This is a genomic window from Streptomyces sp. NPDC055025, from assembly GCF_053608565.1.
The window spans coordinates 55,087-67,587 of sequence record NZ_JBSGVS010000038.1 but is presented as its reverse complement, the minus strand read 5'-3'; the positions used below and the strand labels follow the sequence as shown (position 1 = coordinate 67,587).

General features: G+C 69.2%; 9 protein-coding genes and 1 pseudogene. 2 read left to right on the top strand and 8 right to left on the bottom strand.

Annotated elements, in window-relative coordinates; translation table 11 throughout:
• Positions 1-120: 120 nt before the first annotated feature.
• Positions 121-1,545 (bottom strand): annotated as a pseudogene (locus ACWGDX_RS23220) (RHS repeat-associated core domain-containing protein); the annotation flags it as partial.
• Between the two features lie 63 nt (positions 1,546-1,608).
• On the bottom strand, positions 1,609-2,844 hold the full coding sequence (locus ACWGDX_RS23215) for an MFS transporter (protein WP_453628374.1): 1,236 nt from the start codon (positions 2,842-2,844) through the stop codon (positions 1,609-1,611).
• A 375-nt stretch (positions 2,845-3,219) separates the two neighbouring features.
• On the opposite strand from ACWGDX_RS23215, the gene ACWGDX_RS23210 reads away from it, so the two are divergent.
• Positions 3,220-4,275, top strand: a complete 1,056-nt coding sequence (locus ACWGDX_RS23210) for a lipoyl protein ligase domain-containing protein (RefSeq protein ID WP_453628372.1) — start codon at positions 3,220-3,222, stop codon at positions 4,273-4,275.
• Positions 4,276-4,368: 93 nt separating this feature from the next.
• Here ACWGDX_RS23210 and ACWGDX_RS23205 read toward each other — a convergent pair whose 3' ends face one another.
• The gene (locus tag ACWGDX_RS23205) at positions 4,369-5,571 is read right to left on the bottom strand and encodes an epoxide hydrolase family protein (RefSeq protein WP_453628370.1); all 1,203 of its coding nucleotides are present in this window, start codon (positions 5,569-5,571) and stop codon (positions 4,369-4,371) included.
• 32 nt (positions 5,572-5,603) lie between these two features.
• Here ACWGDX_RS23205 and ACWGDX_RS23200 point away from each other — a divergent pair, with 32 nt between their 5' ends.
• Complete coding sequence (locus tag ACWGDX_RS23200; RefSeq protein ID WP_453628369.1) at positions 5,604-5,846, top strand: hypothetical protein; 243 nt, start codon at positions 5,604-5,606, stop codon at positions 5,844-5,846.
• Positions 5,847-5,875: 29 nt separating this feature from the next.
• Here ACWGDX_RS23200 and ACWGDX_RS23195 read toward each other — a convergent pair whose 3' ends face one another.
• The 5 genes from ACWGDX_RS23195 to ACWGDX_RS23175 form a co-directional block, all read right to left on the bottom strand.
• Positions 5,876-7,429, bottom strand: coding sequence for an NCS1 family nucleobase:cation symporter-1 (locus tag ACWGDX_RS23195; protein WP_453628367.1), 1,554 nt, complete (start codon positions 7,427-7,429; stop codon positions 5,876-5,878).
• Positions 7,430-7,618: 189 nt separating this feature from the next.
• Complete coding sequence (locus ACWGDX_RS23190; RefSeq protein ID WP_382851647.1) at positions 7,619-8,620, bottom strand: TIGR03842 family LLM class F420-dependent oxidoreductase; 1,002 nt, start codon at positions 8,618-8,620, stop codon at positions 7,619-7,621.
• A gap of 49 nt (positions 8,621-8,669) precedes the next feature.
• The gene (hydA, locus tag ACWGDX_RS23185; RefSeq protein WP_382851645.1) at positions 8,670-10,076 is read right to left on the bottom strand and encodes a dihydropyrimidinase; all 1,407 of its coding nucleotides are present in this window, start codon (positions 10,074-10,076) and stop codon (positions 8,670-8,672) included.
• Between the two features lie 245 nt (positions 10,077-10,321).
• Complete coding sequence (locus ACWGDX_RS23180) at positions 10,322-11,617, bottom strand: aspartate aminotransferase family protein (protein ID WP_453628365.1); 1,296 nt, start codon at positions 11,615-11,617, stop codon at positions 10,322-10,324.
• The gene (locus tag ACWGDX_RS23175; protein WP_453628363.1) at positions 11,614-12,456 is read right to left on the bottom strand and encodes a nitrilase-related carbon-nitrogen hydrolase; all 843 of its coding nucleotides are present in this window, start codon (positions 12,454-12,456) and stop codon (positions 11,614-11,616) included. Before ACWGDX_RS23175 ends, ACWGDX_RS23180 begins: the two co-directional genes overlap by 4 nt.
• Positions 12,457-12,501: the final 45 nt, after the last annotated feature.

Here is a 12,501-nt window from a genome sequence, read left to right as displayed (position 1 = left end):
GTCCCAGTGGGCGAGCTTGTTGGCCGCGACGGTCTTGTCCGTCTGCCACAGGTCGGTCCTACGGCCGAGCAGGTCGTACTGGTAAAGGAGCTTGCGGTCTTCCGCGTCCTGGGTCCAGTCGACCTGGTCGAGGCTGGTGTAGTGCGTGATGCCGGCCAAACGAGGCTTGGCCAGCGGCAGGATGTTGTCATCGCCGGCGTCGACGCGGTTGGTGAGGAATTCGTTGGTGAGGGTGACCGGTTCCGTCGACAGCGGCGTGCCGTGCTCGCCGGTGTGCTGGATGGACTGCAGCCACAGGGACTGGTCGGAGGAATCGCCGATCTCACCGTTGTCCTGATACTTCTGCGTCAGCTTCCAGGAGTCGACAGGCTGGAAGTCGGCGCTCGGAGTGAGGGCCGCGTTCCACGCGTGCGTGGTGATGCCGGTCAGGCGCTTACGTGTGAAGAAGGAGGGACCGACGTTGCCGGTGCACTTGTCGTCGTTCTCGCAGATGGCGTCGAAGGGCACGTCGGGCCACCGGGGGCTGGTGCTCTCGGTCAGGGAGTCGCAGCCGGTGTCCCGGATGCACCTCTCCTCGTAGGTGAAGGTGACCTTGTCGGAGGCCGCGGGCGTGCCCGTGAACAGGGCTCCGGCCCGCTGACCGTAGAGGATCCTGGTGAGGTATCCGCCACGGGTGTACCGCGTGCCGGTGGTGTCGTCGCCGAGCGTGTCGTAGTTGTTGGTCTCGGCGGTGTACCAGTAGCTCATGGCGTTGTTGTGGGTGTCCTCGACATAGTCGAGGTTCCAGCGCCATGCCTGGGTCTTGGCGCGCCCGCCGGGAGAGGTGCCGCTGCTGTAGCCGGGCTCCCCGGCGTCGTCGCCGAAGACCGGGACGGTCCAGACGCTGTTGGTACGTTCGCTGCCCGCGCCGTCGAGCTTGTTGAGGCCGAAGACGTACTTGGTGCCGCCGCCGGTGACGACCGTCCAGTACTCCCCCTTGCCGTCCCCCGTGCCACCGGAGACGGCGTCGCCGTCATCGCCGTTGTCGGCACCGGTGGAGTGGGTGACGACCGAGGCGTCGTCGTTCTTCAGCCGCCACTGACCGCTGGTGTCGTCCTTGACCAGTTCGGTGGCCTTGCCGTTGAGGACGAGGGAGGCATTGTCGTACTTCCAGCACAGGTCGAACTTGTCCGTCTGACCGTCGTCGTCGCAGGAGCCGCACTTGCGCTCGACGTACCACGAGGTCAGGTCGAAGCCCTCACCGATCTGGCTGCCCTGGTTGTTCGTGTTCGCGGTACGCCCGTCCACACTGCCCGAGTCGTAGGAGATGGCCAGGTCCGGGGTGGGACCGGCAGAAGACTTGGTTCCGGCCGCGAGCGCGAGAACCATGGTCTTCCCACTGACAGTGCCGGCGGCGGTTCCGGCGGTACCGAAGTCGAGACGGGTGCGGAGCTGCTGTCCGCCGCGCTCATTGGTGTACGCCACCGGCTTGGTGCTGCGGCATGAAGCCTTGCCGGGCTGGTCAAGGGCGCAGTCGGGCAGGCGCACGACCCACAGTACGGCGGCCCGCTCCGAGGGCGTGCGAGGCTCGGTCGATGCCATGCCCGGAAATGGTCAAGTGTGCCGGGATCAGTGCTGAGTGGAGGGCGGGATGGTTCGCAGGGCGCCGTGGCGGGTTGTGAGCCAGATCAGGAGGGCGACGACGGACAGGGCGGTTCCGGTGACGCAGACGGCCGGCCAGCCGCCCGCCGACCAGAGCAGTGCGGCGGCGAGGGAGCCGATGGAGCCTCCGACGAAGTTGCCCGCGATGTAGGCCGTGTTGAGGCGGCTGCGGGCGGCGGCGGAGATCTGGAAGATCCTCGACTGGTTCAGGATGTTCTGGCCCTGGACGCCGATGTCGAGCACCACGATGCCGACGACCACGAAGAGGAGCATGTGGCCGCCGAATCCGGCGATGATCCAGGCGACGGTCACGAGCAGCCATGCCAGCCCCGTGCCGATGACCGAACGGCCGCGGTCGTGCACGCGCCCCGCGCCCTGGGCCGCGACCGCGCCGACCAGGCCCGCGATACCGAAGAGACCGATCGCCCAGATGGGATAGCGGTAGGGGGGAGCGCTCAGCAGGAAGGTGAGCGCGGTCCAGAACATCGTGAACACACCGAACCCGGTCGCCCCGAGCACCATCGTGACTTGCAGTTTCCGCTCGTGGGCGATCAGCGAGAAGACCGAGCGCAGCACCGCGCCGTAGGAGATGACCGCCGATTTGGGCTTCAGCCGGGGGATCGCGCGGGACAGCAGGAACGCGAGGACGAGAACGACGCCCGCGGCGATCAGGAACACCACGCGCCAGCTGGTGGCATCGGCGATCAGTCCGCTGAAGATCCGGGCGACCAGGATCCCGGAGAGCAGACCGCTGACGACGATGCCCACGATTCTTCCCCGGGACGCCTCGTCGGCGAGATCTCCCGCGAGCGGGGTGAGGATCTGCCCCGACACCGTCGTCACCCCGACCGCGACCATCGCCAGGGCCAGTGTGACGATCCCGGGCGCGACCGCGCAGGCCACCAGGGCACCGGCCGAGAGGACCATCATCAAGGGGATCAGCCGGCGGCGGTCACGGAAGTCGCCGAGCGGGACGATGAACAGGATGCCGAGCGCGTAGCCGATCTGCGTGGCCGTGATCAGGAGGCCTACGGCCCCCTCGCTCACCCGCAGATCTCCCGCGATGACATCCAGCAGCGGCTGCGCGTAGTAGAGGCTGCCCACGGCGGCACCGGCGGAGATCGCGAACAGCAGGGTCAGAGCCCGGGTCATACGGGGTGGGGGCGCCATGTCCTCGGGGGTCGCGACCTCACGCGCGGTCACAGGGGCCTCCCATCCGTGGTGCGGGTCCTTCCCACCACATGCCCGTCACACACCACGGTAGGAGAAAGCGCCCCGGACGGGGAGGCCGAACCGCCCCCGCAAAGCCGCGCGGGCGGGACCGGACAGTCTCCGGGCCCACCTGTAGCGGCATCGGTCCTGGTCACACGGTCCGTGAATCCCGCTCATTCAGCGGTCGTCCGCCGGGCGGGTCGGAGGCTCACGGCCGGGCGGGTGGGAGGCTCACGCGGGAGTGCTCCCGGACCCTCCCGGACCCTCCCCGAGCGCTCCGGGGAAGGTCCGGTGCGGGAGCGTCCAGGGACTGTCGTCGCCCAGCAGTACGATTTGCACTGTTCACGCCCAGTGGTGGAGGTTCCGGTGCACGGTGAGTACAAGGTCCCCGGCGGCAAGCTCGTCGTGGTCGATCTCGACACGGAGGACGGACTGCTGCGCCATGTCCGGGTCGCCGGGGACTTCTTCCTGGAGCCCGACGAGGCGATCGAGGCGATCGACCGCGCCCTGGAGGGCGCTCCCGCCGACACCGACGCCGCCGGCCTCACCGCCCGGATCGAGGCCGCGCTGCCCGCCGGAACGGTGATGTACGGGCTGACCGCCGAGGGCATCGCCATCGCCGTACGCCGCGCGCTGGCGCACGCCACCGACTGGACCGACTACGACTGGCAGCTCATCCACGACACGCCCCAGTCCCCCGCCCTCCATATGGCGCTCGACGAGGTCATCACCACCGAGGTCGCGGCCGGCCGCCGGCCGCCGACGCTCCGGGTCTGGGAGTGGGCGGCGCCCGCGGTGGTGATCGGCAGCTTCCAGTCCCTGCGGAACGAGGTCGACGCCGAGGGCGCCGAACGCCATGGCGTCACGGTCGTCCGCCGTATCTCGGGCGGCGGCGCGATGTTCATCGAGCCCGGCAACACCATCACGTACTCCCTCTCCGTCCCGGACTCGCTGGTCAAGGGGCTCACCTTCGCCGACAGTTACGCGTATCTGGACGACTGGGTCCTGGGCGCGCTCGGCGACATGGGCATCAAGGCGTGGTACCAGCCCCTCAACGACATCGCGACCGAGAGCGGCAAGGTCGCGGGCGCCGCCCAGAAGCGCGTGGTGAGCGGCACGGGGGCGGTACTGCACCATGTGACGATGGCGTACGACATCGACGCCGACAAGATGGTCGAGGTCCTCCGCATCGGCCGCGAGAAGCTCTCGGACAAGGGCACGCGCAGCGCCAACAAGCGGGTCGACCCCCTGCGGCGCCAGACGGGGTTGCCGCGCGAGGCGGTCATCGAGCGGATGATCGACTCCTTCCGCGGCCGCTACGGACTCACGGACGGCAAGGTCACGGACGAGGAGATGGCTCGGGCGCGGGAGCTGGCGGAGACGAAGTTCAGCACCCCGGAGTGGACGGCCCGGGTGCCGTAGGTCGTAGGCCGTAGGCCGTAGCGGCACACCGCCATACGGTCCGGTCCGGTCTCGTCTGGTCTCGTCTGGTCCGCCACCTGCCAGCAGCCGGAGTCAGGATGCGTTCGCGTCGCGCAGGCCGCGGAAGAAGGCGCGGATGTCGCCGACGAGCAGGTCCGGCTGTTCCATGGCGGCGAAATGGCCGCCCCGGTCGAACTCCGTCCAGCGAACGATGTTGTTCGTGCGTTCAGCGATGTGCCGCAGGACGATGAAGTTCTCCTGCGGGAAGGCGGCGAACGCGGTGGGGACGGCTGAGGGCTCCGGCTGCTTTCCCTGGTAGGCGGCGTGGGCGCGCTCGTAGTAGATACGGCCGGAGGAGCCGGCGGTCCCGGTCAGCCAGTACAGCATCACGTTGGTCAACAGGTGGTCACGGTCGACGGCGTCCTCGGGCCGGTCGGCGCTGTCCGTCCACTCCTTGAACTTCTCGGCGATCCACGCGAGCTGGCCGACCGGTGAGTCGGTGAGCGCGTAGGCGAGGGTCTGCGGACGCGTGGACTGGATGTCCGCGTAGCCCTGCTTGTCGCGGCTCCATGCCCGCATCCGCTCCCAGGAGGCCCGGGTGCGCTCGCGTTCCGCGGGGCTGAGGGCGGCGAGTTCCGCCTCGGTCGGCTCGGCGGTCGCTCCGGCGCCGGGGATCAGGTTCAGGTGGACGCCGATGACGTGGTGGGGGCGGATGCGGCCCAGTTCGCGGGAGATCGCCGATCCCCAGTCGCCGCCCTGTGTCCCGTAACGGTCGTAGCCCAGGCGGTGCATCAGCTCGGCGAAGGCGCCCGCGACGCGCTGGTACTCCCAGCCCTTGTCGCGGGTGGGGCCGGAGAACCCGAAGCCGGGGATGCTCGGCAGGACCAGATGGAAGGCGTCCGCGGGATCGGCGCCGTGCGCGCGGGGGTCGGTGAGCGGGCCAGTGATCCGCTCGAACTCGACGATGGATCCGGGCCATCCGTGCGTGATGACCAGCGGTGTGGCATCCGGTTCCGGGGAGCGGATGTGCGCGAAGTGGATGTTCGCGCCATCGATCGTGGTCGTGAACTGCGGCCACTGGTTCAGCCGGGTCTCCGCCGCCCGCCAGTCGTACTCGTGCCGCCAGTAGTGCGCGAGTTCCCGCAGGTAGTCGCGCGGAACACCGTAGTCCCAGCCGACGTCGGGCAGTTCGTCCGGCCACCGGGCGCGGTCCAGGCGGTGCCTCAGATCGTCCAGGTCGCTGTCCGGGATCGCGACCCGGAACGGTTGGATGCTGTCATCCGGTGATGTCGTCATGGCGCCGCAGTTTAGGTGGTCCTGCCGCTTTCATGATCGGCATTTCTGTGTCGGCCGCCGACCAGACCGGTGCCGACGTCAAGGACACCGAGGTCGCCGACGACGCCGAGGAGTGGCGCGAGCGCCTGGCCCGCGCGCCGGCGCCACTCCTCGAAACCCCGGCCGGGCAGACACCGTCCGGACAGACCCCGGCCGGGCAGACACCGACTGGGCAGACACCGACTGGGCAGACCCCGGCCGGGCAAGCTCCGTCCGGGCACGCTCCGTCCGGGTAAGCCTCCTCCGGTCGGGCCCCTTCGAGCCCTCAGGCTGTCGCGGTCCGCCGGGCCGGCGCCATCAGAGCCACGTACAGCACCAGCGAGGCCGCGAGCCCCACCGCCCAGCCGTAGTCCGCGAGCGGCTTCAGGAAGGGGATCAGGCCGTCCTCGGGGAAGGGTCCCTTCCCCGGCGCCGAGTGGGAGCCGCCCACGGCCAGCACACCGCCGACGGCGAACGCCACCACCGCCTTGGGGTTCCACCCGTTCACGTACCAGTAGCGGCCACCTGGGCGGTAGAGATCGGCGAGGTCGAGGACCGTGCGCCGGACGATCCAGTAGTCGGCGATCAGGATGCCCGCGACCGTACCGAGCAGCCCGCCCACCAGCCCCAGCCAGGTGAAGATGTACAGCTCGGGTGTGGCCGTCAGTTTCCACGGCATGACCAGGACCCCGACCACACCCGTGATCAGCGCCCCCGTACGGAAGTTGATCAGCTTCGGTACGAGATTGGCGAGGTCGTAGGCGGGCGAGACGACATTGGCCGCGATGTTCACGGAGATCGTCGCGATCAGCACGGTCACCAGCGCGAAGAGCAGTCCGAAGACGTTGTCGGTCTTGGCGGCCAGCTCGACCGGGTCCCAGACGGCCGCCCCGTACACCGCCTGAGAGCCCGAGGTGACAAAGACGGAGAGCAGCGCGAAGAGGGTCATGGTCGTCGGCAAGCCGAGCGACTGCCCCCAGATCTGGGCCCGTTGGCCCGCGCCGAAGCGGGTGAAGTCGGGGATGTTCAGCGAGAGGGTGGACCAGAAGGCGATCATTCCCATCAGGGACGGGAAGAAGACCGGCCAGAAGTCCGCGCCCCAGCCCAGCTCGGACGGCTGGTCGAGCAGCGGGCCGAGGCCGCCCGCCTTGACGGTGATCCAGACGAGCAGCACCAGCGCGCCGACGATCACGAACGGCGCCGCCCAGTTCTCGAAGCGCCGCAGGGTGTCCATCCCCCGGTAGATGATGGCGAGTTCGAGCGCCCAGAAGAGCACGAAGCAGAGCCAGAGCGTCCAGGGCTGGCCGCCGATCCTCGACGCGTCCGCCCAGCCGCCGAAGATCTTGCCGAGCAGTACGAAAATGCCCTGGCCGCCGATCCAGGTCTGGATGCCGAACCAGGCACAGGCGACCGCCGCCCTGATCAGCGCGGGCAGATTGGCGCCGCGCAGCCCGAACGAGGCGCGGGCCAGTACGGGAAACGGAATGCCGTACTTGGGTCCCGCGTGCCCGGTGAGCAGCATCGGGAAGAGGACGATCAGATTGGCCAGCGCGATCGTGAGGACCGCCTGCTTCCAGTCCATGCCCAGAGTGACGAGCCCGGAGGCCAGCAGCCACGACGGGATGTTGTGCGCCATACCGACCCAGAGCGCGGCGAAGTTGTAGGTGGTCCAGCGGCGCCGGGCGACCGGGACGGGCAGCAGATCGTCATTGACGAAGCGGCCGTCGTCGGGGAGCACGCCGGGCGGCAGCTCGACACGGCCCTGGGCATCGGTCCGTCCCCCGGCTATCGGTTCCCGGGGGGACGGGGGCGGAGGCGGGGGCGGTACGGTCGCGGTCATGGCGGCGGGACCCTTCGTTCGAGAGCGGGCGTCGGGGATATGTCGAACGAGTCCGTGCGGGGGAGCCCGTGCGGGAAGTTGGAGGGGCCCGTTCGGCCCGGGGCCGGGCCCAGGGCCAGGGACCAGGTCGCGCCCGGTCCGGTCCCGGCCCAGGGCCAAAGCCCGTTCAGCCCTGGGCCGCAGGCGGGTTCAGGACCGGAACGCGGGGATGATCTCGGCGCCGTACGCGTCGATCGTCGCTTCCTTGGCGTCATGCATGTCGTAGACGGCGAACTGGTCGACGCCCAGGTCACGCAGCACCTGGAGCTTCTCGATATGCGCCTCGACGGGACCCAGCAGACAGAACCGGTCCACGATCTCGTCGGGCACGAAGTCCGTCGAGGGATTCCCGGCCCGGCCGTGGTGACTGTAGTCGTATCCCTCGCGCTGCTTGATGTACGTGGTCAGCGCGTCCGGCACCAGGCCCGAGTCCTCTCCGTACCGCGCCACCAGATCGGCCACATGGTTGCCGACCATCCCGCCGAACCAGCGGCACTGCTCACGCGCGTGCGCGAGATCGTCGCCGACATAGGCGGGCGCCGCGACACAGATCGTGATGGAGTCGGGGTCGCGCCCCGCGTCGGAGGCCGCCGTACGGACCGCCTTGACCATCCACTCGGTCAGGAACGGATCCGCGAGCTGGAGGATGAACCCGTCGGCCTTCTGTCCCGCCAGGGCCAGCGCCTTGGGCCCGTACGCCGCCATCCACACCGGCAGTTTCCCGTCGCGTACCCAGGGCAGCCGCAGCGTCTGCCCGTCGACGGTGGCCTCGCGGCCCTCCGCCAGATCGCGGATGACCTCGATCGCGTCGCCCAGCCGGGCCAGTGTGTTGGGTTTACGGCCGGCCACCCGCATCGCCGAGTCGCCGCGCCCGATACCGCAGACGGTCCGGTTGCCGTACATCTCGTTGAGCGTGGCGAAGGTGGAGGCGGTCACCTCCCAGGTTCTGGTGCCCGGGTTGGTGACCATGGGTCCCACGGTCAGTGTGGTGGTGTGCTCCAGAATGCGGCTGTAGATGACAAAAGGTTCCTGCCAGAGCACGGCGGAGTCGAAGGTCCAGCCGTAGCGGAAGCCGTTGCGCTCCGCGCGCCGCATGAGTCCGACGACCGCCGAGGACGGCGGGTCGGTCTGGAGGACGAGTCCGAAGTCCATGGCCTGGTCACTCCTCGGTGTGGGATGAGATCTGTATCGGATGTCGCTGTCAGACGAGGTACTGGCAGGTGGCGCGCGGGGTGTACTGCCCGTGTCCCGTCCGGCCGGTGAACTCCCGCCGGTCGATGACGAGTTCACCGCGCGAGAGCACCGTCTCCACCTGTCCGGTGAGCCGCTTGCCCTCGTACGCGGAGTAGTCGACGTTCATATGGTGTGTCTCGGCGGAGACGGTCTGCTCGGTGTGCGGGTCGTAGATGACGACATCGGCGTCGGCGCCCGGCGCGATGGTGCCCTTGCGCGGATAGAGACCGAACATCCTGGCCGGGGAGGCGCAGGCGATCTCGATCCAGCGGCGGCGGCTCAGCTTCCCCTCGACCACGGCCTGGTGGAGCAGATCCATCCGGTTCTCCACACCCGGCAGTCCGTTGGGGATCTTCGAGAAGTCGCCGCGCCCCAGTTCCTTCTGCCCGGTGAAGCAGAACGGGCAGTGGTCCGTGGAGACCACCTGGAGGTCGTCGGTGCGCAGCGCGCGCCAGAGCGCGTCCTGGTGCTCCCTGGGCCGCAGCGGGGTGGAGCAAACGTACTTGGCACCCTCGAAGTCCGGTTCCGCGAGATTGTCGGTGGAGAGGAAGAGATACTGCGGGCAGGTCTCGCCGAAGACGGGCAGTCCCTTGTCCCGGGCGGCGGCCAGTTCGGCGACGGCCTCCTCCGCCGAGACGTGGACGACATACAGCGGGGCGTCGGCGACCTGCGCGAGCTTGATCGCCCGGTGCGTGGCCTCGGCCTCCAGCAGGGCTTTCCGCACCTCTCCGTGGTAGCGCGGATCGGTACGGCCCGCGGCCAGGGCCTGTTCGACGAGGACGTCGATGGCGATGCCGTTCTCCGCGTGCATCATGATCAGCCCGCCGTTGTGCGCGCCGCGCTGCATGGCGCGCAGGATCTGGCCGTCGTCGCTGTAGAAGACACCGGGGTAGGCCATGAAGAGCTTGAAGGACGTGATGCCCTCCTGGACCAGCAGGTCCATCTCCTTGAGCGAGCTCTCATTGACGTCGGCCATGATCATATGGAAGGCGTAATCGATCGCGCACTGGCCGTCGGCCTTGGCGTACCAGGCGTCCAGGCCCTCGCGCAGAGCCTGGCCAGGGGACTGGACGGCGAAGTCCACGATGGTGGTGGTGCCGCCCCAGGCCGCGGCGCGGGTGCCGGTCTCGAAGGTGTCGGAGGCGAAGGTGCCGCCGAACGGAAGCTCCATATGGGTGTGGGCGTCGACTCCGCCCGGGATGACGTATTTGCCGGTGGCGTCGATCGTACGGTCGGCGGTCCAGCCCGCCGCCACGTCCGTGCCGTGCGCGGCGAGGGCGACGATCCGGCTGTCCTCGATGAGGACATCGGCATGGGTCTCGTCGGCGGCGGTGATGACGAGTCCGCCGCGGATCAGGGTGCGGGTACTGCTCATGGTGGTGGCGCTCCCTTTCAGAACGATCGGCCGGCCCCGGGCCGGACCACTCGGTGCGAGCGGCCCGGCGGCGCGGTGCGGTGATACGGCGTGCGGCGGTGCGACGGCTGCGGCGAGCGGCGGTACGGGGGTATGTCGGCGCGGGACGGTCCAGCCATACCGGGGTACGAGCGGTCCGGCCGTACCTCCGCCCCGGTACGGACCCGGTCCGCCCACCCCGGCCGTACGGACGGTCCGCCCGCCCGCTAGGCGTCGCGCAGGGCCTGTTCGAGGATCGCGGCGCCTTCTTCCGCCTCCGCGACGGTCAGGGTGAGCGGGGGCGCGATCCGCAGCACGCTGGTGCTGTGTCCGCCGCCCTTGCCGATCAGCAGCCCGCCCTCGCGCGCCGCCTCGATCACGGCCGAGGCCGCCTCGGGGGCCGCTTCTCCCGTGCTGGGCCTGACCAGTTCGATACCGATCATCAGCCCCCGGCCCCGCACCTCCCGTACGGAGTCGATCCCGGCGCCGATCGCCCGCAGCCGCTCGATCAGCAGTCCGCCGACCCGGCGGGCATTGCCCTGGAGGTCGTGTTCCAGTACGTACGAGAGATTGGCCAGCCCGGCCGCCATGGTGACGGGGCTGCCGCCGAAGGTCGAAATGGAGTTGCTGTCCAGGCAGTTCATGATCTCGGCGCGGGCGACGACACCGCCGATGGACATTCCGTTGCCGATGCCCTTGGCGAAGGTGAGCATGTCCGGCGGGCCGTTCTCGGCGTGCGCCTGCCAGCCCCAGAAGTGCTCGCCGGTCCTGCCCCAGCCGGTCTGCACCTCGTCGCTGATCCACAGGATGCCGTGCCGGGCGAGGACCTGGCGGAACGCGGCGTACAGCCCGTCCGGCGGGGCGGTGAAGCCGCCGACGCCCTGGATCGGCTCGGCGATCAGCGCGGCGGGCGCGCGGGTGTGCCCGAGCAGATCCTCCAGGTCGGCGACGCACGCCTCGATGAAGCGCTCGTCGGTGAGGCCCGCGTAGGGACCGCGGCTGCGGACGCCGCCGTGTACGTACAGCGTCTGGAGCGGGGACAGACTCGTCGGCGACCAGCCGCGGTTGCCGGTGACGGAGACCGTGGAGAAGGACCGGCCGTGGTAGCTGTTGCGCATCGCCAGGATCTGGTTCGAGGAGCGGTACGCGGTCGCCAGCAGCAGCGCCGTGTCATTGGCCTCGGTGCCCGAGGTGGTGAAGAAGACACGGGCGTCCGGGATGCCGGACAGGGCGGCGATCCGCTCGGCGAGCTCGACCATCGGGCGGTTGAGATAGAGCGTGGAGGAGTGGATGATCCGCCCTGCCTGCTCGCTCACCGCCTTGGTGACCTCGGGGAGCGCGTGGGCGGTCATGGTGGTGAGAATGCCGCCGAAGAAGTCGAGATAGCGATTGCCCTCGGAGTCCCAGACATGGCGGCCCTCACCATGGGTGATCTCGATGGGGCGGTCGTAGTAGAGCGCCAGCCAGTCGGGGAGTACGGCGCGGTGGCGGTCGTACAGATCGTTCACGAACGGCTGTGTCATGGCTGCACCAGTCCTTCGTACGCGTCGGGGCGGCGGTCACGGTAGAACGCCCACTGCTGGCGTACCTCGTCGATCACACCGAAGTCCAGGTCCCGTACGAGGAGTTCCTCCGCCTTGTCGCCCGCGGTGTCACCGACGAACTGGCCGCGCGGGTCGACGAAGTAGCTCGTACCGTAGAAGTCGTTGTCGCCGTACTCCTCCTGGCCGACCCGGTTGATCGCCGCGATGAAGTACTCGTTGGCGACGGCCGCGGCCGGCTGCTCCAGCTGCCAGAGATAGGCGGAGAGACCGCGGGAGGTGGCGGAGGGGTTGTAGACGAGCTGCGCGCCGTTCAGCCCGAGCTGGCGCCAGCCCTCGGGGAAGTGGCGGTCGTAGCAGATGTAGACACCGACCCGGCCGACGGCGGTCTCGAAGACGGGCCAGCCGGCATTGCCCGGCTTGAAGTAGTACTTCTCCCAGAAGCCCTTGACCTGCGGGATGTGGTGCTTGCGGTACTTGCCGAGATACGAGCCGTCGGCGTCGATCACGGCGGCGGTGTTGTAGTAGAAGCCGGACTGCTCCAGCTCGAACACCGGGACGACGATGACCATTCCGGTCTCGCGGGCCAGCTCCCTCATCCTGCTGACGGTCGGACCGTCGGGGACGGGCTCGGCCCAGCGGTAGTGCTCGGGCTCCTGCACCTGGCAGAAGTAGGGCGCGTTGAACACTTCCTGGAACCCGATGATCCGCGCACCCTGCCGGGCCGCCTCGCGGGCGTGCTCCTCATGTTTGGCGATCATCGATTCGGTGTCGCCGGTCCAGGTCGCCTGGACGAGTGCGGCGCGTACGACTCTGGCCACGAGCTGCTCCTTCGGCGGGGCGGCGATAGCTCTACGCCCGTAGAT